Genomic DNA, 26,693 nt, shown 5'->3' with positions numbered 1-26,693 from the left:
CCACTCCCGACAACAAAACAAAGCACAACACCACCCGCCGCGCCCCCCCACCGGGCCGTCGGGGGCCCTCCGGCGTTCCCGGGCCCGGGAACGCCGGCGCAGCTCGGGCGACGTCCTCACCGGGCCGCGAACGACTCGCTGCGAGCAGTCGCGCTCCGCGTGGCCACCTCCGAACTGTCCGCGCCTGGGCCGGATCCGGTGTCGACCGGTTGTCGAACGATTGTCGACGGGCGGCCGGAGGATGCCTCCGAGGCCGGCGGGCGGGGCCGCCGCCTCGATCTGGTGCCAACCGGAAAGAGGGAGAGACATGAGGATTCGCAGCAAGGTCATCGCGGCGATTTCGGCGGGCCTGCTGGCCGCCGGGATGAGCGTGGCGGGTGCGGGCGTCGCGCACGCCGCCGAGCCGCACCCGATCAGGAACGCCGGCAACGGCTTCTGCCTGCAGCCCGAGGGCGGGTCGCTCGAGCTGTTCGCGCCGATCGTGCAGGTGCCGTGCACCGGGAGTGCCGTGCAGCGCTGGTTCCCGCAGGGGTTCGGGGGAACCAGCCGGTGGCAGTTCGCCAACGAGGCGAGCCACCTGTGCTTCGACGCCTTCGACGGCGCCTTCAACGGTGCGCGCCTCCTGCAGAACCAGTGCGCGGCGATCAGCAACGACCAGTGGAAGAGCAGCAGGGGGCTGCCCGACCTCGTGACGCTGATGTCGAGAGTGGGGTTCCGGGACACCGGCTTCTGCATCGACGTGCCGGGGAACCAGGCGATTCCGGGGCTGGCCATGCAGCTGTGGCAGTGCAACACGACCGATGCGCAGAAGTGGCTGGTCGGTTTCGCGTGAGCGGGAACCGGGCGGATCGCCCGGTGGGTTGAACACCGCGTCCGGGATCGAGGTGCAGCTGTGGCAGTGCAACACGACCGACGCGCAGAAGTGGCTGGTCGGCTTCGCGTGAGCGGGAACCGGGCGCATTGCCCGATGGGGTTCGACACGCACCCCGGTGATTCACGAACGGCGGGTCAGCGACCCGCGTGACCGGGCGGAAACGGTCTCCGTCGGCGGCGAGGACGAACCGTCCTCGCCGCCGGCGGGCCGGGCGCCTCGATCTCTCCCCAGTGATCTGCCGGCCACCGCCGTCACTTCCGGGCGGCGGCGACCTTCTTGCGCGGGGCGCGCTTGCGCGGCGCCGCCGCCGGAGCTTCGGTCTCGGCCACCTGGGCCTGCTCGAAGGCCGCGATCACCTCGGACGAAAGGCGCCCGCGCTCGGAGACCTCGTAGCCGTTCGCGTTCGCCCAGGCGCGGATCTGCTGGTTGCGCTCGCGGTCGGTCGTGCTCGTCGTGGTCGACTGGCCCGTCGCGACCCGCACCTTGCGGCCACCGATGCGCCGGCCGGCCGCGATGTAGCGGGCGAGCTCGTCGCGCAGCGCGGAGGCGTTGTCGTCCGAAAGGTCGATTTCGTAGGTGACACCGTCGAGCCCGAACTGAACGGTCTGAGCGGCGGTGGAGCCGTCGATGTCGTCCAGGATCTCGACGAGGACTTTCTGGGCCACGGGAATGCTCCTCAAGCTGGATGTGCGTCCGGGGAACGTGACGTGTGACAAGATGCACAATGGCCGACGTTCTTGGGTGGAGTGTATCCACCCGGGGATCGGTACGGCAATTTCCCCGGGGGCTTCCCGCGATTCCGGAGTCCCGATAGGACGCGCCGCGCCGGTTCCGCCGGGGCGGTCCGGCGCGGTGTTTCCGCCTTTCCCGGCCTACGTTCCGGACGGCGTCGAGCCCTGCTCGCCCTGGTGGTACGGCGGGTCCGTCTCCAGGGCCTCGTCGGCCGCTCCTTCGGCGGGGTCCGCGAGGTCCGCCTTCGCGGCGGCCTCCTTGGCCTCTTCGATGTGCTGCCGTGAGCGGGCGAGCTCCGCGTCGGGGTCTTCCTGCTTCTCGTTCGCCGCCATCACCACTCCTCGCGGGTCTTCGGGCAATTCTCGAGTTCCGGCTACCCGTCGGGGAGGGAGTGCAACCGTCACGGCCGGGTGCGTTTCCCCGGCGCGGCAATTCCGGAAACCCGAATCCCGGAGAGGGGCTGAGGGCGGCGCGGACGGCCGTGGCTGCCCCGAGTACGTCCGGGCGCCGTCCGGGTGCGTGACGGCGTTCCTGGGCCCCGGCTCAGCCCACCCGGCCCGGTGGTCCGGTGACGCGGCCCCGCGAGAGGACGGGGACCGGTCAGGGATTGTCGGCGAGGCGGTCTTCGTGAATTCTTCCGCCGGCCCGGCCGCGGTGTGGTGAAGGTGGCCGGGACCGGTTCCGCGTTCCCCAGCCGGGTAAGGCACTTCGGCGCGACCGCCGGTGAACGCTGTTCGCCCGCCGGCCCCGGAACGCCGAAGGGCCCCGCACCAGGCTGGTGCGGGGCCCTTCCGGGATGAACCCTGGTTACTTCTTCTTGGCAGCCGACGTGCGCTTGGCCGGAGCCTTGGCGGCGGCGGGCTTCTTCGCCGCGGCGGTCTTCGTGGCGGCCGGCTTGGCGGCGGCCTTCGCCCGCGTGGTGGTGGCCTTGGCCGCGGTGGCCTTGGCGGGAGCCTTGGCCGCGGTCTTCGGGGCCGCCTTGGTGGCGGTGGCCTTCGCGGCCGGCTTCGCCGCGGCGGCGCGGGTTCGCGTGGTCGTCGCGCGAGCGGTGGCCGGCTTGGCCGCGGCCGCCCGGGTCGAGGTGGCCCGCGTGGTGGTGGCCCGCGTGGTGGTGGCCTTGGCGGTCGTCGCACGGGTGGTCGTGCCGGCGGCGGTGGCGCGCTTCACCGGAGTCGCCTTCGGGAGCTTCTTGGAGCCGGAGATGACGTCCTTGAACGTCGTGCCGGCGCGGAAGGCGGGCACGTTGGTCTTCTTCACGCGCACGGCTTCGCCGGTGCGCGGGTTGCGGGCGGTGCGCGCGGCACGGGCTCGCTTCTCGAACACACCGAAGCCGGTGATGTTGACCTTTTCGCCCTTGTTGACCGTCCGGATGATGATGTCCACCAGACCGTCAACGGCCTGCGAAGCCACCTTCTTGTCGCCCAGACGCTCCGACAGCGCCTCGATCAGCTGGGCCTTGTTCGTCATTCCAGTCCTCCATAGTGGAACATCTAGTCACGGCCCATCTCGGCCGACACTGCACACGGTATTACCAATACCGCACAAAATCCAACCGAGGACCGAAATATTTCCTTGCGAGGGCGCTGGTTCCGCCTCCCGAAGAGCCTTCGTGAGACGTGCCCCGGAATGGGAACCGAACGTCGACCATGGCCCTGAGCAGGCAAAACCCTATAGCGGAGCCGTCCACAGTGGTCGTCCATATAGGACTGGAGGCCCTTCGGGAGCTTTTTTCCGCGACACGCCGGGAGAGGGGCCTCCGGCGTGTGTCCGGTGCCACTCCGGGCCCGATCCCGCGCGGCGGCGGCGGTTCCCGGGCCCGCCGGCGGGGCCGTCGCGGGGTGCCCGAGGGGCCGGCGGAGCCACTTCGCCGTGGGGCCAACGCAGTAACGCCCGGCCCGCCCGGTGCGACCTCTCCGGGGTGCGGCGAGGTCCGTTGCGGCGCAACCGGTGGCGCCCGCGCCGGAAGTTACGGTGAGGCGAAAAAGATCTTCCCCGTAGGGTGAACTCACTCGTTCGGCCCAGCCGCGACCGCACGTGCCGTGTCCGGTACCCGGTGCCCGCAACGCCGTGTTGGGCGCGGGACTGTCGGTGCGGCGAGCTAGTCTGCCGCCGGAGGAAGCGCCGGGTGCGACAGGGAGAACCGTGGACCAGGACACACTCACGACCGTGGTCGGCCGGGTGGCCGGGACCGAGGACTCGACGCCGCTGCAGTTCCACGTGGCGATCGATCCCGAGGCTTATCTGCAGCTCGACGACGTCGTCGTCACCCGGCGGGAACTCCCCGGCCTGGGCGAAGTCACGTCCTTCGGCGTCGTGACGCAGGTGAGCGCGCGGCACGAAGGCGCCAGCTTCGGCAGCGACGTCTTCCTGATCTCCGACGGCGTCCTGCCCGCGCAGGTGCAGGAGATCGCCGAGATCGCGACCACCCGCGTCGAGCCCGAGTGCTACGTGCCGCCGCGGCCGGGGGCCGTCGTGCAGCGCGCCGTGGGGGAGGATCGCGCGCAGGCGCTGTACTTCGACAACATGACCCGCCAGGTGGCGGTCGGCCTGGGGCGGGACGGCGAACCCGTCTTCCTGAACATGGACTTCCTCGACGGCACCCGGGGCGCGCACGTCAGCATCAGCGGCGTCTCCGGCGTCGCGACGAAGACGTCGTTCGCGTTGTTCCTGCTGCACTCGATCTTCCGCGGCGGCGCCCTGCCGAACGCCCACAACGCCAAGGCCCTCGTGTTCTCGGTCAAGGGCGAGGACCTGCTGTTCCTCGACACCCCGAACATCCACCTCGACGAGAAGCTCAAGGCCGAGTACGCCAAGCTCGGCCTGCCCGCGGAGCCCTTCGCGTCCGTCGGCTTCTACGCGCCGCCGACGCCGTCGGACACCACGGGGAAGCCTTACGTCACCGGGCGCACGACGGGGGTCGGGGCGTTCTGGTGGACCATCGCGGAGTTCTGCGCGAAGGACCTGCTGCCCTACGTCTTCGCCGACGCCGAGGACGAGCGCAACCAGTACACGATGGTCATCCACCAGGTCGCGAACCGGCTGCGCCTCGACAGCACCCCCGCGGGCAAGGACGGCGCCGCGAACGTCGACGGCGTGCTGTGCCGCACCTACGCAGAACTCATCGACGTCATCTGCGAGCGCGTCACCGACGAGGAAACCCGCGCGAGCTGGGCGGGCGCGGTCACCGGGGCCGGCACGGTCAACGCGTTCATCCGCCGCCTGCGCTCCAGTCAGCGCGCGCTCAACGGCCTGATCCGCGGCGACCTCACCGATCACCCCGCGCGTCAGCTGTCGACGGAGAACCAGCAGGTGACCGTCGTGGACATCCACAACCTCGTCGAGCGCGCGCAGCGGTTCGTCGTCGGTGTCACGCTCGCCGCGGAGACCGCGCGCAAGGAAGCCGCCGGCCCGGGCGGGCTCCTGTTCACCATGCTGGACGAGCTGAACAAGTACGCGCCGCGCGAAGGCAGCAGCCCCATCAAGGAGGTGCTGCTGGACATCGCCGAGCGCGGCCGGTCCCTCGGCGTCATCCTGATCGGTGCGCAGCAGACCGCCAGCGAGGTCGAGCGCCGGATCGTCAGCAACAGCTCGGTCCGGATCGTCGGCCGCCTCGACGCCGCGGAGGCCTCGCGCCCCGAGTACGGGTTCCTCCCGGCCAGCCAGCGGGTCCGCGCGACGCTCGCCACGCCCGGCACGATGTTCGTGAGCCAGCCGGAGATCCCGGTGCCGATCGCCGTCGGCTTCCCGTTCCCGGCCTGGGCCACCCGGCTTTCCGAAGCCGGGAAGGTGCCGACGACCTCGGCGGCGGCCAAGAAGTCCGATCCCTTCGCGGGCTTGCCGACGGGCAGCGGCGACCCGTTCGGCGACGACCCGCCGCCGTTCTGAGCCGCTCCCGATCTTCGCAACGGAAGGACGCCGCGTGAAGTTCCTGCACACCTCCGACTGGCACGTCGGCAAGACGCTCAAGGGCCGCAACCGCCTGGACGAGCAGCGCGCCGTGCTCGGCGAGATCGTCCGGATCGCGCGGGACGAGGCCTTCGACGCGATCCTCGTCGCGGGCGACCTCTACGAGACGTCGGCGCCGTCGGCCGCCGCGCAGGAGCTCGTGGTCCAGGCGCTGATGGCGTTGCGCGACACCGGCGCCGAGGTCCTCGCGATCGCCGGGAACCACGACCACGCGGCGACGTTCGAGGCGTACCGGCCGCTCCTGCGGAAAGCGGGCATCCACCTCACCGGGAACCCGCGGCCGGTGGCGGACGGCGGGGTCGTGTCGTTCGACGCCCGGTCGACCGGCGAACGCGTCAACGTCGCCGTGCTGCCTTTCCTTTCCCAGCGCTACGCGGTCCGCGCGGCCGAACTGCTCGCCGGGACCCCGGCGGACAACGTCGGCGAGTACGACCAGCGCGTGCGCGACATCCTGGAGCACCTCAAGTCCGGCTTCTCCGCCGGCGCGGTGAACCTCGTCATGGCGCACCTGACGGTGACCGGCGGGACGATGGGCGGCGGCGAGCGCGCGGCGCAGTCCATCTTCGAGTACCACGTGCCCGCGACGGCGTTCGGCGCCGATCCGCACTACGTCGCCCTCGGCCACCTGCACCGGCGCCAGTCCCTGCCCGCCGCCTGCCCGGTGCACTACAGCGGCTCGCCGTTCGCCGTGGACTTCGGCGAGCAGGACAACAAGAGCGTGGTCCTGGCCGTGGAGGTCACGCCTGCGACGCCGGCGAAGATCACCGAAATCCCGATGACGGCGGGACGGCGGCTGCGGACCGTGCACGGCACGGTGGCGGAGCTCGTCGGCCGGGCCGGGGAGTTCGGCGAGGACTACCTTCGCGTCTACGTCCGCGAAGCGACCAGGGCCGGGCTGCGCGAAGAGATCCAGGAAGCCCTGCCCAACGCCCTGGAGATCCGCATCGACCCGGAGTTCGCCGCCCCGGTGACGACGGCGGGCGGCGACCGCGCGATCGCGGACCGTTCGCCGGGGGAGCTGTTCGCGTCCTACTGCGAGGAGCGCACCGTCGAGGACAAACGCGTGCAGTCGCTCTTCGCGCGGCTGCACGACGAAGAGACGAGCGGGGTGTGACATGCGGCCTGTACTGCTCGAGATGACCGGCTTCGCGTCGTTCCGCGACAAGACCGAAGTCAGCTTCGAGGACACCGACTACTTCGCGCTCGTCGGGCCGACCGGCGCCGGCAAGAGCACCGTGATCGACGCGCTCACCTTCGCCCTCTACGGCTCCGTCGCGCGCTGGGACCACGAAGGCCTCGTCGCGCCCGCGCTCGCCCCGACGGTGAACCGGGCCACCGTGCGGCTGGTGTTCGACGCGGGCGGCGTCCGCTACCACGTCGTGCGGGAAGTCCGGCGCAGCGGCGGGAAGAAACCCACGGTCAGCGTCAAGAACGTCCGGCTGGAACGGCTCGCCGACCCCACCGCGCTCGGCGGTGCGGAGGACGACGCCGACCCGATCGCCGCGGACTCCGAGGTCACCCCGGCGATCGAGCGCCTGCTCGGGTTGACGTTCAAGCACTTCTGCACCTGCGTGGCGCTGCCCCAGGGCGACTTCGCGGAGTTCCTGCACGCCAAGGCCGCCGACCGGCAGAAGATCCTCATCAAGCTGCTGGGCCTGGAGGTCTACGAACGGATCGGCCGCCGCGCCGGCGTCACGGCGGAACAGCAGAAGCAGCGCGCCGCCGTCCTCGCCGAACAGCTCGGCAGCTACGCCGACGCGACCGAGGAGGCCGTCGAAGAGCTTTCCGCGCGGATGACGGCGCTCGCGGACCTCGACGCACGGGTGAACGCGGCCCTGCCGGGTTTGTCCGACGCCACCCGCGCCCACGCCGAAGCGCGGCAGCTCGTCGCGTCGCTGACGCGGGAGCTGGGTGTCCTCGACGCGCTGGAACGTCCGGACGGCGTCGAAGACCTCGAAACCCGGCGCCAGGCCGCGGTGGAGGCGGCCACCACGGCGCAATCCGGGCTGGAGCGGGCCGAAACGGCGGACGAAGCCGCGCGGGCCGCCCTCGCCGCCGCTCCGGCTCGCGGCGAGCTGGAACGGATCCGGGCCGCCCGCACCGAGCTCGCCGAGGTCGAGCAGGCACTCCCGCGCCGGGAAGAGACGGCGACCGCGGCGTCGGAGGCGAAAGCGGCCGCCGCCGCGGCGGTCACCGAGGCCGTGTCCGCGGTCGACGTGGCCCGGGAAGCCAGGGACGCGACCGCACGTGCCGCGGAGAACGCGGCCGCCGAAGCGGCGCGCGTCCGGCAGGACCGCGATCGGCTGGCCGGGCTGCGGCCGCCGGCCGATCTCGGGGACCTGTCGAAAGAGGCGGCGCGGGTGGCGAAGCGCACGACGGACGCCGAGGCCCGGCTGCGGGGCGCCGAGACCGCCGACGCCGAAGCGCGCGCGGAGCTGGCCGCGCAGCCGGACGTCGCCCCGCTCGCCGCCGCCCGCTCCGACGCCAGGACGCTCTACGCGGTGTGCGAAACCCAGCGGAAGGCGGCGCCCGAGCAGGCCGCGCGCCGCAAGGAACTCGAAGCGGCGCGAACCGCCTTCGCCCACGCCGACACCGAAGTCACCGCGGCGAAGTCGGCGGTGACCGAAGCCGAACGGGCCGGGCAGGCGCTGAGCCTGCGTGCCGGGCTCGCCGTCGGGCACCCGTGCCCGGTCTGCGAGCAGGAAGTGGCGACGCTGCCCGACGCCGGCGGCCACGCCCACCTGGCCGAGGCGAGGCAACACCTCGAGCGGGCCGAATCCGGCCGCGCCGCCGCCGAGTCCGCGCTGCGCAAGCTGGAACGGGCCGTGGACCGCGACACCGACTCGGCCGTGTCCGCGGCCGCGCAGGCGGAAGAACTGCGCGTGGCGCTCGCGGGTGTCGACGGCCCGCCGGAGTCGCCGGTGCTGCTGCGCCCGGTCGAGGCCGCGTTTTCCGAGCAGGACTACGCGGACCTCGTCGCGGCGGTGCGCGCGCGGGGCGAGTGGCTGTCCGCGACGATCGACGGCCGTGCCCGCGTCGCCGAGGTCGCGCACGCCGCCGACAAGGAACTGGCGGCGGCGCGCGCCGAGCGCGTGGCGGCGCAGAACGAAGCCGACGTCGTCGAAAAGTCGTTCGCGGCGGCGCGGGAGGCGTTGCGCGCGGCGCGGGATCCGCTGGTGGAGCTGGGCGCGCCGGCGATCGGCGGCGACGACGTCCCGGCGGGCTGGCAGCGGCTGACCGCCTGGGCGGCGGCGGCGCTCGAGGAGCGGCGGACGGTGCTGGCCGCGCTCGAAGCGGCCGCCGAAGCCGCGGGCAAGGAAGCCGTCGTCGCGGCGGACGACCTCGCCGCCGCCGAACGGAACGCCGAGCAGCGGCGCAAGCGCGCTTCGGAGGCGGCGCTCGCGGAACAGTCGGCGAGCACCGAGTGGGCGAACACCCGCCGCCGTCACGGCGAACTGGTCGAGATCCTGGACGGCGCGCCGTCCGCCGAGGTGGTCGCCGAACAGCTGGCGAAGGTGGCCGAACTCGAACAAGCCGCGAAGACGGCCGACGCGGACCTGCGGACCGCCCGGGCGGCCGCGAAACAAGCCGCGCAAGCCCAGGCGCGGATCGCCGAACAGGTCGACGCCGAACGCCAACGGCTGTCCCGCGCGCGCGACCCCCTGGTCGGCCTCGGCGCCCCGCCGATCGACGGCTTTTCGGGGGCCCGGGTGGCGGAGCCCCCGGCCCGGGGCGAAGCCCCGGTTGTCACAGACGGGGAGAGCCTCCTCGGCGCCTGGACCGCGCTCACGGACTGGGCGGCCGGGCAGGCGAACCGGCACCGCGAACGGCTGGCCGCCGCGACGACCGCTGAGGGCGAAGCCGCCGAAGCGTTGCGCGTGGCCGAACGCGCGGTCGTCGACGACGTCACCGCGCTCGGGGTCTCCCTGGACGAAACCGGCGAGGTGCGCGACCGCGTCCCGGTGGCCGTCGCCGCGGCCCGGGCGCGCGCCGAGGCCGACTACACGGAGATGAAGCGGCGCGTGGCGCGCGTGGCGGGCCTGCACGGCGACATCGCGGCTGCGGAGTCCGAAGCGCAGGTCGCCCGGCTGCTGGCGGATCTCCTGCGCTCGGACAAGTTCCCGCGCTGGCTGATCGCCGGGGCGCTCGACACGCTCGTCGCCGAGGCGTCCGCGTCGCTGCTGGAGCTGTCCGGCGGCCAGTTCGAGCTGACCCACGACAAGGGTGACTTCCTGGTGGTGGACCACAACGAGGCCGACGCCCGGCGCCCGGTGAAGACGCTGTCCGGCGGGGAGACGTTCCAGGCGTCGCTTTCGCTGGCGCTCGCGCTGTCGTCCCAGCTCGGGGCGATGGCCGCCGACGGCGCGACCAAGCTCGAGTCGATCTTCCTCGACGAGGGGTTCGGCACGCTGGACGAAGCTACCCTCGACGTCGTCGCGTCCACATTGGAGAACCTGTCGGCCACCGGCTCCCGGATGGTCGGGGTCATCACGCACGTGCCGGCGCTCGCCGAGCGCGTGCCGGTGCGGTTCCAGGTCACCCGCGACGGCTCCGGCTCGCACATCAGCAGGGAGGGCGCATGACGGCGCCGGCCGGGATGAACTTCAGCATCGACTCGTGGGACCCGGGCTACGGCAGTTCGATGGAGGCCGAGGAGCTGGCGCGGTCCGGAGCCGAGGTCGAGCTCGAGGTCGAGGTGCCCACGGAAGAGTGGGCGCCGATCGACCCGTCCCCGGTTTCGCCGCCCGAGGCCATCTTGTTCGTCGACGGCGTCCGCCGGATCGACGCCCGCGTCTGGATCGACGACCCGGCGGGGATGAACTCGGCGTCCATCGGGCTCTGCGCGTCCTACGCGGCCGGGGTGGTGTGCTGCTGCGACGGGCGGGCGCACGTCGTCGCGACCGACGTCCGCCGCGGGGTGTTCACGGTGGCTTCGGAAGCGGGGGACATCCCCACCTCGGCGGGGGTCTACCGGGCGTTCCGCTCCGCGGCCAAGGAGGACAAGCCGCTGGCGGTCGTGCTGTCGTCGGCGTTGCAGGAGCAGCTGGCCGAAGCCGAGCTGGACACGGCCGCCGAGGCGCGCCGGGCGATCGCCGGCCACGTCGGCACCGACCTGCTCGTCGTGGACGGCCCGTTGAGCGGGCGCACGCACCTGCCCCGGGCGGTCGGGTTCATCAAGAGCCACCAGACGACGTACCTGCCCGGCGAGCTCAACGCGATGGTCGGCCGGCTGGGCCCGCACCAGCGCACCCCGGTGTTCCTGATGGGCACGACGTGGGTCCGGCATTCCTGGTACCTGCGGTTGCCGTCGGTGGGCGGGCCGCCGTGGTCGGGCGTGGTCCGCGTCGAGGCGGCGCCGCACCTCGGGCGGGCGGAGGTGGCCGAGCTGGCGAACCTGACGCAGTCGGTGCTGGGACGGTTCGCCTCGGTGGCTTACAAGGACTCGCGGGCTCCGCAGAACCTCTATCCGATCGCGGGGCTCGAGCGCGATCTGCGGCACCGGCTGGGGGACCAGCAGTTCGTCTACCGGGCGCTGCGGCTGGCCGCGGCCCGCTGAGACCGGCCCGGCGGGGCGATCCGCACCCGCCGGGCCGGACCCGCCCTCTGGGGTGGGCGGGTCCCCGGGGCGGCTGCCTGGGGGCACGCGCCCGCCCCGGGGTGTCCTTTGTGGAGAGTCAGGCCGCCGCGACCTGCGGTTTCGCCGGTTCGGGGCTGGTCGTGCCGCTCGGCGGCTGGGGATTCGTGACGGCGAAGGAACCCTGGGCCGTCCGGCCGTCGGTGCACGGGAACACCGCCAGGTACACGCCGGGCTGGGAGACCGCCGTCGCATACCCGGCGTGCCGGCCCCAGTTCCCGCCCTCGGTCCACTGCAGCGGTGCGGTGAAGCCCCGGGAGGTGACCGGTCCGCTCGGCGTGCAGCCCACGTCCCACCCTGCGAACACGACCGCCTGGACCTGCCCGCCGGGCTCGACCTGCTGGGTCAGCGACCACACGACGGCCTGGTCCGCGTGCGCCGGTGCCGCCAGGGCGAGTGTCGCGGCCCCCGCGGCCATTACTCCGATCAGTGTTTTCTTCAGCATCGTGCATCCCCTCGTCTGCGTGCCCTCTCCACGCTTGAGCCGGGGAAACGGTTGAGCCGCAGCGATGTTCAAGTACGTGAACGACTATCGCGTCTATGTTTACTGGTCACGTATGCGTTAGCTTGTCCGCCGTCGATCCCGTTCGGTGACGAGGAGACCCCATGCGCAACGGCCGGCTCGTTCTTGCCGCGGTACTGGGACTTTCGCTCGCGGCCCCCGCGACCGCCACCGCGGACGGGCAGCCCTGGCGCGACGCCCGCCAGTCGCCGGACCGCCGCGCCGCGGAGCTCGTCGCCGCGATGACGCTCGACGAGAAGATCTCCCAGCTGCACCTGCAGCCCGACGCCGAGCACCAGCGGTTCGTGCCGCCGATCCCACGCCTGGGCGTGCCCGGCTTCCGGATCGCCAACGGGCCGGCCGGCATGGGCCCCGCCGACGACAAACCGCAGAAGCCGGCGACCGCGCTGCCGGCCACGATGGCGCTGGCGTCGACCTTCGACACCGACCTCGCGCGCCGCTACGGCCGCCTGATCGGCGACGAAACCCGCGCGCTCGCGCACAACGTGTCCGAAGGCCCCGACATCAACATCGCCCGCGTCCCGCGCAACGGCCGGACGTTCGAGGGAATGGGGGAGGACCCGGTGCTCGCCGGGGACCTGGGCGCCGCCGACATCCGCGGCATCCAGGAGAACGGCACCATCGCCGAGGTCAAGCACTACGCGGCGAACAACCAGGAGACCCAGCGCTTCACCATCGACGAGCACATCGACGAGCGCACCCTCAACGAGCTCTACCTGCCGCACTTCGAGCAAGCCGTCACCGAAGGCCGCGCGGGCTCGGTCATGTGCGCCTTCCCCAAGATCAACGGCGTGTTCCTGTGCGAGAACCCGGCGCTGCTGCAGGGCAAGCTGCGCGACGACTGGGGGTTCAAGGGCTTCATCCAGTCGGACTGGGGTGCCGCGCACAGCACCGTCGGCTCGGCGAACGCCGGCATGAACCTCGAAATGATCGACGGCACCTGGTACGGCGAGAAGATGAAGCAAGCCGTGCTCGCCGGGCAAGTGAGCGAACAGCGCGTCGACGAGCTGCTGCGGCCGCGGTTCCGCACGATGTTCGCGTTCGGGCAGTTCGACCACCCGCCGGTGCTGACGCCGCTGCCGGTCGCGCGCCACGACGCCGCCGCGAAGCAGTTCGCCGAACGCGGCATGGTGCTGCTGCGCAACGAGCACGCCCAGCTGCCGCTCGACGACCGTGCGATGAAGTCGATCGCGCTGATCGGGCCGTTCGCGACGCAGGCCAAGACCGGCGGCGGGGGCAGCTCCGCCGTCATCCCGACGTCCACAGTGGACCCTCTGCCCGGGCTCCAGCAGCGCGTTCCGGGAGCCGTGGTGACGCTCGACGACGGCAGCGACCCGGCGCGGGCGGCCTCTCTCGCGCACACCGCCGACGTCGCCGTCGTGATGGTCGGCGACAACGAAACCGAGGGCAAGGACCGGCCGAGCCTGGCCCTCGACGGCGACCAGGACGCGCTCGTGACGGCGGTCGCCGCGGCGAACCCGCACACCGTGGTCGTCGTGAAGAGCGGCGGGCCGGTGCTGATGCCGTGGGCGTCGTCCGTACCGGCGATCCTGCAGGCGTGGTACCCGGGCCAGCAGGACGGCGCCGCGGTGGCGGGCGTGCTGTTCGGTGACGTCAACCCGTCGGCGAAGCTGCCGATCACGTTCCCCGCGGCGGACGCCGACACCCCGGCGAACACCGCGGCGCAGTTCCCGGGCGTCAACGGGGTCGCGACGTACTCCGAGGGGCTGCAGGTCGGCTACCGGTGGTTCGACGCGCAGGGCCGCACACCGCTGTTCCCGTTCGGGTACGGCCTGTCGTACACGACGTTCGCGTTCTCCGGGCTGTCGGTGCACAACACCGGCCACGGCGCGACGGCGACGTTCACGGTCCGGAACACGGGCAAGCGGGCGGGCGCCGAGGTGGCGCAGCTGTACCTGGGCTTCCCGGCGGCCGCGGGCGAACCGCCGCGGCAGCTGAAGGGGTTCTCGCGGGTGGAGCTGGCGCCGGGGCAGGCCCGCCGGGTGACGATCGAGCTGGCCGCGCGCGACTTTTCGGTCTGGGACACGGGCAGCCACGCGTGGCAGCCGGTGCGGGGCGGGTTCACGGTGCAGGTGGGCGATTCGTCGCGTTCGCTGCCGCTGCAGGCAGCCCTCATACGGCGCTGACCGGCGTCAGGCTTTGCAACCCGGTGCGCTCGCCGCCGCGGCGAGCATTTCCGGCGACTCCGCCAGCGGCGCGACCGGGTCGTAGGTGCCGTCGACGTCCTGCTGGGCCTGCTGCAGCGCCGCCATCGCCGGATCCTGCGAAGCCACGTCGCCCGGCTTCGCGCGGTCCAGCGCCGTCTTCGCGTCGCGGGCGCGGTCGCGGGCCGTCGCGTACTTGCCGGCGAACGCCTCCCGGACCGTCTCGGCCAGCGGCACCGGGGCCTTCGGCAGCGCCGCCAACCGGTCGACGACCTCGCCCGTGCGGTCCGCGATGCCGCCCAGCTGCTCACTCAACGCCTTCTGCGCGTCCGCGACCGAGTGCGGCTCGGGCTCCCCCGGCCCCACTTCTTCGGTGGTGCGCTTCCGGTAGCCGTGGATGGCGGAGCAGAAGCCGTCCATCCAGCCGAGCGTCGCCGGGTCGACGGCCGGCGCCGGGGTGAGGGCGGGGGCCGTCACCGTCACGGTCGGCGGCGCGGCCGGGCGTGGCTCCGAACACGCGGTCAGCAGCAGGCAGGCGCCGAGCAGTCCCGTGGCGATCTTCATGGCTTCCCCTCGCGGTGACGCTTTGCGGGTACACGCGCGAGGCGGTCCGGCGGTTGCCTCAGGCCGCGGCGAGCGTCTCGCCCAGTGCGAGCCTGCCGTCGTCGGTCAGCTCCGCCCGCGTCCACTGCCCGACGGCCACGACCGGCCCCCGCACCGGCCGGATCAGCCCCGCCCGCACCAGCTCGTGCGACGTCGCCTGGTCGCAGCACGCCAGCCCGTCGACGCGCAGGTCCGGCTCGCAGCTGCAGGTCAGTTCGGCCCGCCCCGCGCCGACGGCCCTCAGCATCGCCAGCGCCCTTCTGTTCACCATGTCCGTTCCCCCTCCGTGGTGCTGTCCTGAAGGAGACGTGACCACGGTCACCGAATACGCGGTTTTCGCGAGGTTCGCCCGAACGGTGCACGATGACCCCATGACGGATTCGATCGGCGACCCGGCGGTGCGCGCGTTCATCGACGCGCTGAACGCGGGCGACCGCACAGCGTTCCAGGCCGCGCTCACCCCGGACGCGACGATGGCGGACGACGGCAGGGAGCGGGACCTCGCGGAGTGGACCGAGAAGGAGATCTTCTCCAGCCAGGGCCACTTGGAGGTGGAGACCGCGGAGGACGACGGCCGCGCGTTCGTCGCGAACTACTCGAACTCCACTTGGGGCGCCATGCGGACCCGGTGGGCGTTCACGGTTCGCGACGGCAAGGTGGCGCGCTTCGAAACGGGCCAAGCCTGACCCACGCGGCAGCGTGCACGACCCTTTCACCGCGCCGGACGCGGTGAATGACTCGTTCATGACCACAGCTGTGACTCCTGGGGCGGGAGTTACAGCCGTTCCTGCAACGCATCCGCCGCCGCGAGCAGGTCCGCCGCCCAGCGGGCGCCCGGCTTGCGGCCGATGCGCTCGATCGGGCCGGACACCGACACCGCCGCCACGACCGTGCCCGCCGAATCGCGCACCGGCGCGGAAATGCTCGCCACCCCCGGCTCGCGCTCGGCCACGCTCTGCGCCCAGCCGCGGCGGCGGACCTCCAGCAGCGTCCGCTCGCCGAAGACCGCGTCCGCCAGGATGGTGCGTTGCGTGTGCGGATCCGCCCACGCCGCCAGCACCTTCGCGCCCGAGCCCGCTGTCATCGGCAGCCGCGAGCCCACCGGGACCGTGTCGCGCAGGCCACTCGGCGGCTCCGCCGTCGCGACGCACACGCGCTGCACGCCGTCGCGGCGGTAGAGCTGCACGCTTTCGCCCGTGACGTCCCGCAGCTTCGGCAGCACCACGCCGGCCGCGTCGAGCAGCGGGTCCGTCGAACCGCCGGCCAGTTCGGCCAGTGCCGTCCCGGGACGCCAGCGGCCGTCGGGACCCCGGCGCAGCAGCCGGTGCACCTCGAGCCCGACCGCGAGCCGGTGCGCGGTGGCCCGGGGCAGGCCGGTCCGCGTGCACAGTTCCGCCAGGCCGCAGGGGTCGTCCGCGACCGCCTGCAGAACGGCCACTGCTTTGTCCAGTACTCCGATACCGCTATGCTGTCCCACGAACCGATACTAGCGTCCCGCACTTTGGGAAGTCCAGTATCTGGGAAACCCCTGAACTCGAGCTGCGCCCCTCCTTCGCGGCTCGCATTCGCCCCCGCGGTGCGCGCCCGAGTTCCGACGTCGAACCGTGGAAGGAGCCGGAGATGACCAGCTCGACCGGCAAGGCCCGCACACTCGCGGAGAAGGTGTGGGAAAGCCACCTCGTGCGCCGAGGGGAAGGCGCCGAACCGGACCTGCTCTACATCGACCTCCACCTGCTGCACGAAGTGACCAGCCCGCAGGCCTTCGACGGCCTCCGCCTGGCCGGGCGGCCGGTGCGCCGCCCCGACCTCACCATCGCGACCGAGGACCACAACGTCCCGACCGTCGACATCGACCTCCCGATCGCCGATCCGGTCTCGCGCACCCAGGTCGACACCCTTCGCCGCAACTGCAAGGAGTTCGGGGTCCGGCTGCACCCGATGGGTGACGCCGAGCAGGGCATCGTGCACGTCATCGGCCCGCAGCTCGGCCTGACGCAGCCCGGGATGACCGTGGTCTGCGGCGACAGCCACACCTCCACGCACGGCGCGTTCGGCGGCATCGCCTTCGGCATCGGCACGTCCGAGGTCGAGCACGTGCTGGCGACCCAGACGCTGCCGCTGCGCCCGTTCAAGACGATGGCGATCACGGTGGACGGCGAGCTGCGCCCCGGCGTCACGGCGAAGGACATCATCCTCGCGGTGATCGCCAAGATCGGCACCGGCGGCGGGCAGGGCTACATCCTCGAGTACCGCGGCAAGGCCATCGAGGCGCTGTCGATGGAAGCGCGGATGACCGTCTGCAACATGTCGATCGAGGCCGGCGCCCGCGCCGGGATGATCGCCCCGGACGAGACGACGTTCGAGTACCTGAAGGGCCGCCCGCACGCGCCGAAGGGCGCCGACTGGGACGTGGCGGTCGAGAACTGGCGGCAGCTGCGCACCGACGACGGCGCGGAGTTCGACGCCGAGGTGCACCTCGACGCGAGCGAGCTGACGCCCTTCGTGACCTGGGGCACCAACCCCGGCCAGGGCCTCCCGCTGAGCGCCGACGTGCCCGACCCGGAGCAGATCCCGGACGAGAACGACCGCATCGCCGCTGAGAAGGCCCTGTCCTATATGGACCTGAAGCCCGGGACGCCGCTGCGGGAGATCTCGGTCGACACCGTCTTCCTCGGCTCGTGCACCAACGGCCGGATCGAGGACCTGCGGGCCGCGGCCGAGGTGCTGCGCGGGCGGAAGGTGGCGGACTCGGTCCGCATGCTGGTGGTTCCCGGCTCCATGCGCGTCCGCAAGGCCGCCGAGGAGGAGGGCCTCGACGAGGTCTTCACCGCCGCGGGCGCCGAGTGGCGCCAGGCCGGTTGCTCGATGTGCCTGGGCATGAACCCGGACCAGCTGAAGCCGGGCGAGCGCAGCGCGTCGACGTCGAACCGCAACTTCGAGGGCCGGCAGGGCAAGGGCGGCCGGACGCACCTGGTCTCGCCGCTCGTGGCCGCCGCCACGGCCGTCCGGGGCACGCTGTCGTCGCCGGAAGACCTGCTGACCGCCGCCCGCTGACCCACCCCGAGGAGCTACTGCCATGGAACCGTTCACCCAGCACACCGGCATCGGCGTCCCGCTGCGCCGGTCCAACGTGGACACCGACCAGATCATCCCGGCGGTCTACCTCAAGCGGGTGACCCGGACCGGCTTCGAGGACGGCCTGTTCGCCGCCTGGCGCGGTGACCAGGACTTCATCCTCAACACCGAGCCGTTCTCGCGGGGCAGCGTGCTGGTCGCGGGGCCGGACTTCGGCACCGGGTCCTCCCGCGAGCACGCCGTCTGGGCGCTGATGGACTACGGCTTCCGGGTCGTCATCTCCGCCCGGTTCGCCGACATCTTCCGCGGCAACTCCGGCAAGGGCGGCCTGGTGGCCGCGCAGTGCGAGCAGCACGACGTCGAACTGCTCTGGAAGCTGCTCGAAAACGAGCCCGGCACCGAGGTCACGGTCGACCTCGAGACCAAGACCGTGCGGGCCAAGGACTTCACCGCGCCCTTCCAGATCGACGACTACGTCCGCTGGCGGCTGCTCGAAGGCCTCGACGACATCGCTCTGACGTTGCGCCATGCCGGTGAGATCGACGCGTACGAGTCGGCCCGCCCGTCCTGGAAGCCGACGACCACGCCGGTCGCCGCGAGCTAGTCTTCGACGGAGGCGGAATCCCTTGACAGGCAAGGGATTCCGCCTTTTTCGTCTTTCGCCGAACGGACCTCCCGCGATTCTTTCGAGGGCCGCTTCGCGAGGCGGAACCCGCCCCCGGGCAAGGGAAGGATTCCGCGTCCCGTCTGGAATTTGCGCTGCCTTGGTAATACCGTGTCGCTAGTCGGCCCTGCGCGGCCGTGCACGAGTACTTCCTTCTTGGAGGACTGGTATGGCCAACAAGGCCCAGCTGATCGAGGCGCTGACGGAGCGCCTGGGCGACAAGAAGGCCGCTTCCGAGGCGGTCGACGGTCTGGTCGACATCATCATCCGGACGGTCAACAAGGGCGAAAAGGTCAACATCACCGGCTTCGGGGTGTTCGAGAAGCGCGCTCGCGCGGCGCGGACGGCCCGGAACCCGCGGACCGGTGAGGCCGTGCGGGTCAAGAAGACCACCGTGCCCGCGTTCCGCGCCGGGACCACCTTCAAGGACGTCATTTCCGGCGCGAAGAAGCTGGCCAAGGCCGCACCGGCCAAGCGCGCGACCGCGGGCACCCGCGCGTCCACGACGACGCGGGCGACGACGCCCCGCGCTGCGGCGGCAAAGCCGGCCACCGCTCGCGCGACGGCGACACGGACCCGGGCGACGGCGGCGAAACCGGCTGCTGCTCGCGCGACGGCGGCAAAGGCGGCCCCGAAGACGACCACGACGCGGGCGAAGGCGGCCCCGAAGACGGCGGCAGCTCCGAAGGCGACGGCGGCCAGGTCGACGGCGGCTCGGTCGACAGCGGCGAAGTCGACGGCCGCCAAGCCGGCGACGACGACCCGGAAGACGACGGCCGCGAAGTCGACGACGACGGCCCGGAAGACGACGGCCGCGAAGTCGGCGACGACGGCCGCGAAGAGCACGACCGCGAAGACCACGACCGCCCGGAAGACCACGGCCGCCAAGGCTCCCGCCCGGCGGACCACCGCGGCGAAGAAGAGCTGACCGCCCGAAACTGTCGTACCCCTGCGGTAACGTGAAATCCGGGGGACCCCCTGGGGGTTACCTCTGGTGGGCGTGCGGCTTTCCGGCCAGGGCCCCGCGCACGACGCGCGGGGCCCTGCCGCGTTTCCGGGGCTGGTGGAGGGGAAGCGAGTCCGGCGGCGACCGTCGGGATCGCAGCACTCCCAAGCGGGTCAAGTCCGAGGTGAGCGGGCTCGCGCACCCAGCAAGTCGGCTCGCGTGCCTGGGCAGTCGGCTGGTACTTCGGGGAGTCGGCTCGCGTGCCTGGGAAGTCGGCTTGCGTACCTAGGGGTCGGCTCGCGTACTCCGGGAGTCGGCTTGTGTGCTTAGGGAGTCGGCTTGTGTATCCGGAGGGTCGGCTTGCGTGCCTAGGGAGTCGGATCGTGTACCCAGAGGGTCGGTTCGCGTACTCAGAGAGTCGGCTTGCGAACTCGGGGAGTCGGATCGAGTCCTCGGTGTGGCGCTCGCCAACCGGCTGTCCGGGCGCGTGAACCGACTGTCCAGGCACGCGAGCCGACTCCCTAGGTACCGAGCCGACCCTCCGAGTCCGTGAACCGACTGCCCAGGTACGCCAACCGACCCTCTGGGTACGCGAGCCGACCGTCCGGGTACCCGGCCCGGCTGTGCGGGAAATGTGAGCCCAACGTTCGAGCGCGCCGGCGTTACCCGCTGCCAAGATCCGCCGTCCGAACGGGACCCGTGCACCACCCGCTCGGAGCACCCGCGCGCCCCGGGACCGGTTCCGCCCAATTTCGCAAAGTTGCTTGAGCGCCCGGCCGAGTGATGCCACGCTGCGTTCCTCGGGGTCCGCGTCCGGCGGTGCCCTGCGGCGCGCGCGAACCTGGGGGCGACCACCATCGAGATCCGGCTGCTCGGCCCGTTCCAGGTGCTCGTCGGCGGTTCGCCGGTCGTGCTGACCAGTTCCCGGCAGCGCGCGCTGCTCGCGACACTGGCCTTGTCCGCGGGGCGCCTGGTGTCGATCGACGCGCTCGCGCGCGGCGTCTGGGGCGAAGAGCCACCCGCGCACATCCGCGGCAGCCTGCAGACCTACGTCATGCGGCTGCGGCGGCTGTGCGGCGAAGAAACCGTCGTCACCGAACCGGACGGGTACCGGCTGGTCGTCGACCCGTCCCGGGTGGACGCCCTGCGCTTCCTCCGCGCCCTCGACCAGGCCGCCGCCGAGACCGAACCCACCCGCCGCCGCGGCCTGCTCACCGCCGCGCTCGCCGCCTGGGGCGGCGCGCCCCTCGAAGGGGTCGGTTCCCCCGCGCTGGCCGCGGAATGGGGCCCGCTGCTGACCGAGCGGTACCTCTTCGCCGTGGAGCAGCGCATCGACCTCGACGCCGGGCTGGTCGCCGACGCCCGGCTCGTCGCCGAGCTCACCGACCTCGTCGCCCAGCACCCGCTGCGAGAATCGTTGTGGGAACGGCTGGTCCGCGTCCTGGCCCGGTCCGGCCGCCGCGCCGAGGCGCTGGCCCGCTACGCCGGGCTTCGCGCGTTGCTGGCCGACGAGCTGGGCGTCGAGCCGGGGGAGGACCTGCGCCGCCTGCACGCCGAACTGCTCACCGCCGACACCGGGCCGACTGGGCACCTCGTGCCGCGGCAGCTGCCCTTCGACGTCGCCGGGTTCACCGGCCGCGGCCCCGAACTCGCCGCACTCGACCGGCTCCCGCCCGGCGGCGCGTCCGGCATCGTCGTCATCGAAGGGACGGCCGGGGTCGGGAAGACGTCGCTGGCCGTGCACTGGTCGCACCGCGTCCGCGACCGCTTCCCCGGTGGTCAGCTGTTCCTCGACCTGCGTGGCCACTCCGCGGACACGCCCGTCACCCCGGACGCCGCCCTGGCCGGTTTTCTCCGCGCCCTCGGCGAGCCGCCGGAGACGCTGCCTTCCACAGTGGAGGAACGCTCGGCGCTCCTGCGCAGCCGGTTGGCCGGCAGCCGCACGCTCATGCTGCTCGACAACGCCCGCGACGCCGACCAGGTCCGTCCGCTCCTGCCCGGACCCGGCAACCTCGTCGTCGTGACCAGCCGCAACCAGCTGCGCGGCATCGTCGCGCGCGACGGCGCCCGCCGGATCGCCTTGCGCTCCTTCGACGACCAGGACGCCACCGCGCTGCTCGCCGGCAGCGTCGGCCCGCAGCGGCTGGCCGCCGAACCCGCCGCCGTCGCCGAGCTCGTCCAGCTCTGCGGCCGGCTTCCGCTGGCACTGGCGCTGGCCGGGGAACGCGCGTCGCGGTTTTCCGGCGTCTCGCTCGCGGGGATCGTCGAAGAGCTGCGTGACCAGCGCCTGCGGCTCGACACCCTGCGCGACCCGCAGGACGCCGGCACCGATTTGCGGGCCGCGTTCTCGTGGTCGTACAAGGCGTTGCGCCCGGCCGCCGCGCGCTTCTTCCGGCTGCTGGGCCTGCACCCCGGCCACGGCTTCAGCCTGTCCTCGGCCGCCGCGCTGGCCGGCGCGGATCTGCGGGAAGCCCGCGAACTCGCCGACCAGCTCGCCGCCGCGCACCTGCTCAACCAGCCCAGCACCGACCGCTACCAGTTCCACGACCTCCTGCGCGTGTACGCCGCCGAGCTCGTCGAAACCGAGACGACGGCGGCCGAACGCGCGGCCGCCCGGCGCGGGCTCCTCGACTGGTACCTCGCGAGCGTCGCCGAAGCGACCAAGCTGGTCCGTCCCGACCTGCTCAACGACGACATCACGCTGGGCGCCGCGCCGGTGCCCGCCATCCGGTTCACCCAGCACGAACAGACGATCGCCTGGTACACGACCGAACGCACGGTGCTGACCGCGCTCGTCGGCGTCGCCGCCGAACACGGCTTCACCGCCCACGCCTGGAAGCTCGCGTGGCTGCTGCGCGGGTTCTTCGCCGAACGTCACGACCGCGACGACTGGATCACGACCGCCCGGACGGCCGTCGCCGCCACCCGCGACGCGGGCGACAACCTCGGCTTGCAGTACAGCGCCAACAACCTCGGGTCGGCCTACCTGCGCACCCTCCAGCCCGACAAGGCCCTCGAGGCCCTGGAGGAGGCGCGCGCGGCGTCCGAGGCGGGCGACGGCACCGCACTGGCGGTGGCGATCTTGTCCAATCTTGCCGGCGCGTACTACGTCCGCGCCGAGTACGCGGAAGCCGAGCGACACGCCCTGCAGGCGGTTCGCCTCGCGCGCGACCACGGCCAGCGGACGTTCGTGCCGCACGCCCTCCTCAACGTCAGCGCCAGCCGCATCGGCCTGCGCAACTACGACAACGCCGCCGAAGCCGCGCAGGCGGCGCACCAGGCGTTCGCCGACCTGGGCGACCGCTACCACGCGGCGCTGGCGCTGGGGAACGTCGCCGAAGCGCTCGAAGGGGCCGGGCGGCAGGAAGAAGCGGAGAAGGCCGGGCTGGAAGCGCTCACCGAGCTGAAGGACCTGAACGCCGAATACGGCACCATCGACGTCCGGATCACCCTCGGCCGCCTCAAGCTCCGCACCGGCCGGAGCGACGAGGCGCGGGAGCATTGGGCCGAGGCGCTGACCGTCTGCCAGCGCCTCGGCGACCCCCGTATCCCGGAGATCCGGGCCCTGCTGGCAACGGTGCCGACAGACGGGCCCCAGGCCCGGGATGCGCCGTACCCCTAGCCCGGCGCAGCCCAGCGGGACCCGGACCCAGTACACCAAGATCGACTGTCACCGCACTGTCTTGTGGTGACGGAGGGTCTTGGCCTGGCCGGCTTGGGAGTTTGTCGCCGAGGGTGCGGTGAACGACTCGTTCACCTCGTCCGGCGACATGAACGAGTCTTTCAAGACGTTCGAGTTCGTCGCCGCCCGCGCCAGACGGCCGCGACTTTCGCCGGGTCCGGGCCTGGGCGCTGTAGCCGGGCCCGGCAGAGCTTCGGGCCGAAGTCTCCGATGGCGCGCAAAGTGTGGTTCGAAGACGGGGTCACGACGCCGTGAATGACCCATTCACCTCATCCGACGACAGGAATGAGTCATTCAAGACGTCCGAGTGACCCGCCGCTGCAACGACCCAGCCGCGCCACCCGACTTTGCAGGGCCCAGACCCGCCCAGAGCGGCCCCCGCCCTCCCTGGGGGGCGTGCCCTTGTCCAGCGTATCGGGGGTGTCGGTCGAAAAGCCGGGAAAGGCCGCTGGCGGGACCTGGTTGTCCACATCACGACCGACGTGTGGACAACCGGGTCAGGAGCGGGTCGGGGAGGGGGTCGGCAACGCGCTCGGGTGGTAGTCGGCCGCCAGGAGGATCGGGCCTTCCTCCGCCGTCGGGGCTCGGAACGACAGCACCCAGAACGAGCCCTTCTTGCTCGGCACCACGCCGCCTCGGGCCGACGGGAGCTCCACGCCGTCGCGGTCGGCCACCGTGCTGATCAGGTCCGGGATCACACCGCCCTGGCTGCACACCACCGGTGTCCCGCCGTCGCCTGCGATCGCCAGCAGGCGGGCGACGCCCAGCACCGGGTCCGGCCAATACCCCTCTTCCGACAGCAGCGGCTCGTGCCGCACCTCGGCACCGAGGTCGTCGGCGACGCCGTGGACCGTCTGCACGCACCGCAGACGCGGTGCCGACAGCACCCGGTCCGGTCCGTACAGCGCCAGCACCCGCCGCAACGCCGATGCCTGCCGCGACCCCGCCTCCGACAACGGCCGGAGGTCGTCGTCGCCGGTCCACTCGTCGCGCTTGCCCGCCTTCGCGTGCCGCACCAGGATCAGCGTCGTCAGGCCGACCGGCACCTCGCAGAACGCGCGCAGCACCCGCACGTCCTCCGGGCGCGTCAACAGCTTCTCCGCCGCCGTCGGTTCGAGCCAGCGCAGCTCGTCGACCTCGTCGTTCGCTGCGAACCCGCCGGACACCGCTTCCGCGCTGAAGTAGTCGACCGTCTTCGGGACCGTCCCGGAGCCGGTGCGCGCCGGCACCGGGTACGCCGTCCGGGCCAGGTAGCGGCCCAGGACCGCGTCGAACCCGGTCTCTTCCCGCACTTCGCGCACGGCCGCTTCGGCGGTCGTCTCGCCCGGGTCGAGCTTTCCCTTGGGGAACGACCAGTCGTCGTACCGCGGGCGGTGCACCAAGGCGACTTCGGTCGCCTTCCCGGCGCCGCGCCACAGCACCGCGCCGGCCGCCCGTACCTCCTGGGTCATCCGGCGGCCCCGTGCAGCTTCGCCAGCTCCAGCTGGTGGTCGCGCACCCGCGAACCGTCCGCCGGGAACGGCGACCACTCCCCGCTCGCGGTCAGCACCCAGCACCGCGTCGCCGGATCGAGCGCCGAATCGAAGATGTCGTCGAGCTGCCCGGTCAGCTTCGGGTCCTTGACGCGCACCAGCGCCTCGATCCGCCGGTCCAGGTTCCGGTGCATCATGTCCGCGCTGCCGATCCAGTGCGTGCCGCCGGCGCGGAAGTGGAACACCCGCGAGTGCTCCAGGAACCGGCCCAGGATCGACCGGACGTGGATGTTCTCGGAAAGCCCTTCGACACCGGGCTTCAGCGTGCAGATCCCGCGCACCACGATCTCGACCGGCACCCCCGCCTGCGACGCGTGGTAGAGCGCGTCGATGACCTGCTCGTCGACCAGCGAGTTGCACTTGATCCGGATGCCGGCGTTCTGCCCGGCCCGCGCCAGCTCGATCTCCTCGCCGATCGCGCGCACGATGCCGCGGCGGATGCCGTGCGGCGACGTGAGGATCGTGCGGTAGGTGTCCTGGCGCGAGTAGCCGGTCAGCACGTTGAACAGGTCCGTGACGTCCGCGCCGATGCTCGGGTCGGCGGTGAACAGGCCGATGTCCTCGTAGAGCCGCGCGGTCTTCGGGTTGTAGTTGCCGGTGCCGATGTGGCAGTAGCGGCGGATGGTCGAGCCCTCCTGGCGCACGATCATCGACACCTTGCAGTGCGTCTTCAGCCCGACCAGGCCGTACACGACGTGGACGCCCGCGCGTTCCAGCGTCCGCGCCCAGGTGATGTTCGCCTGCTCGTCGAACCGCGCCTTGATCTCGACCAGCGCGACGACCTGCTTGCCCGCCTCCGCCGCGTCGATCAGCGCGTCGACGATCGGGGAGTCGCCCGACGTCCGGTACAGCGTCTGCTTGATCGCGAGCACCTTCGAGTCGGCCGCCGCCTGCTCGATGAACCGCTGCACGCTCGTGGAGAACGAGTCATACGGGTGGTGCACCAGCACGTCCCCTTCGCGCAGCGTCGCGAAGACGCTCTTCGGCGTCTCGCGCTCGCCGAACGCGGGGTGCGTCGCCGGCACGAACGGCCGGTCCTTCAGCTCCTTGCGGTCCACACCGGACAGCTGGTGCAGGCAGGTCAGGTCGAGCAGCCCGGGCACCTCGACGACGTCGGCCGGGTCGACGTCCAGCTCGCGCAGCAGCAGCTCGAGCATGTGCTCGCTCATGTCCAGCGCGACCTCGAGGCGCACCGGCGGGCCGAACCGGCGCTGCGCCAGCTCGCGCTCGAGGGCCTGCAGGAGGTCTTCGTCACGGTCTTCGTCGACCTCGAAGTCGGCGTTGCGGGTGACGCGGAAGACGTGGTGCTCGGTGACGTCCATGCCGGTGAACAGCTCGCCGAGGTGCGCGGCGATGAGTTCTTCGAGGGGCAGGAACGTCGCCGTCCGGCTGGTGCGCTCGGTCTCGACGCGCATCAGGCGCGGCACGTTGCTCGGCACCTTCACCCGGGCGAAGCGCTCGGTGCCGCCCTCCGGGTCGCGAACCGTGACCGCGAGGTTGAGCGAAAGGCCCGAAATGTACGGGAACGGGTGCGCCGGGTCGACGGCCAGCGGCGTCAGCACCGGGAAGATCTGCTCGGAGAAGTAGCTGGACAGCCGGAGCTGGTCGGCGCCGGAGAGGTCGGCCCAGCCGACGATCAGGATGTCGTGCTCGGCCAGCTGCGGGCGCAGGTGCTTCTCGAACGCGCCGGTCTGCCGCTCGACCAGGTCCTGGTTGCGCTTGGCGATGTAGTCGAGCTGTTCGCGCGGGGTGAGGCCGTCCGCGCTGCGCACCAGGAGGCCGGTCTCGTCGCGGCGCTTCAGGCCGGCGACGCGGACCATGTAGAACTCGTCCAGATTGGACGCGAAGATGGCGAGGAACTTCGTGCGCTCGAGCAGCGGCTGCGACTCGTCCTCGGCCAGCGCGAGCACCCGGGCGTTGAAGTCCTGCCACGACAGCTCGCGGTTGAAGTACCGGTCGTCCGGCAGCGTCTCGACGGCGGTCGGCGCGGCGGTGACCGCGGGCGGCGCCGACGGGACGGCGCGGAACTCCTCGGCACCGCGCGCGTTGCCCTGCGCGGCGCTGCGACGGCGGGGCGTCGACGCGGCGGGCGTGCTCTTGCGGACTCTGGCCTTCCCGGCGGTGGCACGGGCGGCGGTGTCGCGAGCCGTGGACTTCGACGGGACCTTCTTGGCCGCCGCCGGTTTGGCCGCGGTGGACTTCTTCGCCGTTTCCGAAGATCCGCTGGCCGGGTTCCGTCGCCTCCGCGGTGCGGGCGTGCTGCCGTCGTCTGTGCTCACGGCCCCCATTCTTCACT

Annotated in this window: 21 protein-coding genes; 12 read left to right on the top strand and 9 right to left on the bottom strand. The window is 72.2% G+C overall.

The features are described from left to right. Positions 1-307 precede the first annotated feature (307 nt). Positions 308-832 (top strand): RICIN domain-containing protein, encoded by a 525-nt coding sequence (locus AB0M83_RS38395; RefSeq protein WP_364525019.1) that lies wholly within the window; start codon positions 308-310, stop codon positions 830-832. Continuing rightward, positions 801-944, top strand: a complete 144-nt coding sequence (locus AB0M83_RS38390) for a hypothetical protein (RefSeq protein WP_364525017.1) — start codon at positions 801-803, stop codon at positions 942-944. Before AB0M83_RS38395 ends, AB0M83_RS38390 begins: the two co-directional genes overlap by 32 nt. 181 nt (positions 945-1,125) lie before the next feature. Here the strand turns inward: AB0M83_RS38390 and AB0M83_RS38385 are convergent, their stop codons facing one another. The 3 genes from AB0M83_RS38385 to AB0M83_RS38375 all read right to left on the bottom strand — a co-directional run bounded on the left by AB0M83_RS38385 (position 1,126) and on the right by AB0M83_RS38375 (position 3,073). Next, positions 1,126-1,539: an Lsr2 family protein gene (locus AB0M83_RS38385; protein WP_364525015.1), complete on the bottom strand. Its 414-nt coding sequence runs from the start codon at positions 1,537-1,539 to the stop codon at positions 1,126-1,128. Positions 1,540-1,746: 207 nt separating this feature from the next. Further along, positions 1,747-1,938, bottom strand: coding sequence for a hypothetical protein (locus AB0M83_RS38380; RefSeq protein WP_364525013.1), 192 nt, complete (start codon positions 1,936-1,938; stop codon positions 1,747-1,749). Between the two features lie 475 nt (positions 1,939-2,413). After that, complete coding sequence (locus AB0M83_RS38375; protein ID WP_364525011.1) at positions 2,414-3,073, bottom strand: HU family DNA-binding protein; 660 nt, start codon at positions 3,071-3,073, stop codon at positions 2,414-2,416. 675 nt (positions 3,074-3,748) lie between these two features. On the opposite strand from AB0M83_RS38375, the gene AB0M83_RS38370 reads away from it, so the two are divergent. Genes AB0M83_RS38370 through AB0M83_RS38355 form a run of 4 tightly spaced genes read left to right on the top strand, consistent with a single transcriptional unit; the run spans position 3,749 to position 11,129 of the window. Beyond that, positions 3,749-5,491, top strand: coding sequence for an ATP-binding protein (locus tag AB0M83_RS38370; RefSeq protein ID WP_364525008.1), 1,743 nt, complete (start codon positions 3,749-3,751; stop codon positions 5,489-5,491). A 34-nt stretch (positions 5,492-5,525) separates the two neighbouring features. Then, the gene (locus AB0M83_RS38365) at positions 5,526-6,686 is read left to right on the top strand and encodes an exonuclease SbcCD subunit D (protein WP_364525006.1); all 1,161 of its coding nucleotides are present in this window, start codon (positions 5,526-5,528) and stop codon (positions 6,684-6,686) included. A gap of 1 nt (position 6,687) precedes the next feature. Continuing rightward, entirely contained in the window at positions 6,688-10,155 is a 3,468-nt protein-coding gene (locus AB0M83_RS38360) for an SMC family ATPase (protein WP_364525004.1), read from the top strand. Next, positions 10,152-11,129 carry a hypothetical protein gene (locus tag AB0M83_RS38355; protein WP_364525002.1) on the top strand — a complete coding sequence of 326 codons (978 nt, stop codon included), beginning with the start codon at positions 10,152-10,154 and terminating at the stop codon, positions 11,127-11,129. Before AB0M83_RS38360 ends, AB0M83_RS38355 begins: the two co-directional genes overlap by 4 nt. 118 nt (positions 11,130-11,247) lie before the next feature. Here AB0M83_RS38355 and AB0M83_RS38350 read toward each other — a convergent pair whose 3' ends face one another. Then, entirely contained in the window at positions 11,248-11,652 is a 405-nt protein-coding gene (locus AB0M83_RS38350; protein WP_364525000.1) for a hypothetical protein, read from the bottom strand. A gap of 161 nt (positions 11,653-11,813) precedes the next feature. Here AB0M83_RS38350 and AB0M83_RS38345 point away from each other — a divergent pair, with 161 nt between their 5' ends. Next, on the top strand, positions 11,814-13,877 hold the full coding sequence (locus tag AB0M83_RS38345; RefSeq protein ID WP_364524998.1) for a glycoside hydrolase family 3 C-terminal domain-containing protein: 2,064 nt from the start codon (positions 11,814-11,816) through the stop codon (positions 13,875-13,877). A 6-nt stretch (positions 13,878-13,883) separates the two neighbouring features. On the opposite strand, the gene AB0M83_RS38340 is transcribed toward AB0M83_RS38345, so the two are convergent. After that, positions 13,884-14,459 carry a hypothetical protein gene (locus tag AB0M83_RS38340; protein ID WP_364524996.1) on the bottom strand — a complete coding sequence of 192 codons (576 nt, stop codon included), beginning with the start codon at positions 14,457-14,459 and terminating at the stop codon, positions 13,884-13,886. Positions 14,460-14,517: 58 nt separating this feature from the next. Continuing rightward, positions 14,518-14,769, bottom strand: coding sequence for a hypothetical protein (locus AB0M83_RS38335; RefSeq protein ID WP_364524994.1), 252 nt, complete (start codon positions 14,767-14,769; stop codon positions 14,518-14,520). Positions 14,770-14,869: 100 nt separating this feature from the next. Between AB0M83_RS38335 and AB0M83_RS38330 the strand changes: the two genes are divergently transcribed. Beyond that, positions 14,870-15,184: a nuclear transport factor 2 family protein gene (locus AB0M83_RS38330; RefSeq protein ID WP_364524992.1), complete on the top strand. Its 315-nt coding sequence runs from the start codon at positions 14,870-14,872 to the stop codon at positions 15,182-15,184. Between the two features lie 89 nt (positions 15,185-15,273). Here the strand turns inward: AB0M83_RS38330 and AB0M83_RS38325 are convergent, their stop codons facing one another. Further along, on the bottom strand, positions 15,274-15,975 hold the full coding sequence (locus AB0M83_RS38325) for an IclR family transcriptional regulator (protein ID WP_051183801.1): 702 nt from the start codon (positions 15,973-15,975) through the stop codon (positions 15,274-15,276). Positions 15,976-16,118: 143 nt separating this feature from the next. Between AB0M83_RS38325 and leuC the strand changes: the two genes are divergently transcribed. From leuC to AB0M83_RS38305, 4 genes are all read left to right on the top strand, one after another. Further along, positions 16,119-17,552, top strand: a complete 1,434-nt coding sequence (gene leuC, locus AB0M83_RS38320; protein ID WP_364524990.1) for a 3-isopropylmalate dehydratase large subunit — start codon at positions 16,119-16,121, stop codon at positions 17,550-17,552. Positions 17,553-17,574: 22 nt separating this feature from the next. Beyond that, on the top strand, positions 17,575-18,177 hold the full coding sequence (gene leuD / locus AB0M83_RS38315; protein ID WP_364524987.1) for a 3-isopropylmalate dehydratase small subunit: 603 nt from the start codon (positions 17,575-17,577) through the stop codon (positions 18,175-18,177). Positions 18,178-18,406: 229 nt separating this feature from the next. Next, on the top strand, positions 18,407-19,165 hold the full coding sequence (locus tag AB0M83_RS38310) for an HU family DNA-binding protein (protein ID WP_364524985.1): 759 nt from the start codon (positions 18,407-18,409) through the stop codon (positions 19,163-19,165). A 928-nt stretch (positions 19,166-20,093) separates the two neighbouring features. Beyond that, positions 20,094-22,805, top strand: coding sequence for a BTAD domain-containing putative transcriptional regulator (locus AB0M83_RS38305; RefSeq protein ID WP_364524983.1), 2,712 nt, complete (start codon positions 20,094-20,096; stop codon positions 22,803-22,805). Positions 22,806-23,362: 557 nt separating this feature from the next. Here AB0M83_RS38305 and AB0M83_RS38300 read toward each other — a convergent pair. Both AB0M83_RS38300 and AB0M83_RS38295 read right to left on the bottom strand, forming a co-directional pair. Continuing rightward, on the bottom strand, positions 23,363-24,316 hold the full coding sequence (locus AB0M83_RS38300; RefSeq protein ID WP_364524981.1) for an NUDIX hydrolase: 954 nt from the start codon (positions 24,314-24,316) through the stop codon (positions 23,363-23,365). Beyond that, positions 24,313-26,685, bottom strand: a complete 2,373-nt coding sequence (locus AB0M83_RS38295) for an RNA degradosome polyphosphate kinase (RefSeq protein WP_364524979.1) — start codon at positions 26,683-26,685, stop codon at positions 24,313-24,315. Before AB0M83_RS38295 ends, AB0M83_RS38300 begins: the two co-directional genes overlap by 4 nt. Positions 26,686-26,693: the final 8 nt, after the last annotated feature.

This window comes from Amycolatopsis sp. NPDC051106, assembly GCF_040682775.1.
Lineage (GTDB): Bacteria > Actinomycetota > Actinomycetes > Mycobacteriales > Pseudonocardiaceae > Amycolatopsis.
This window is presented reverse-complemented; position numbering and strand designations above follow the sequence as displayed.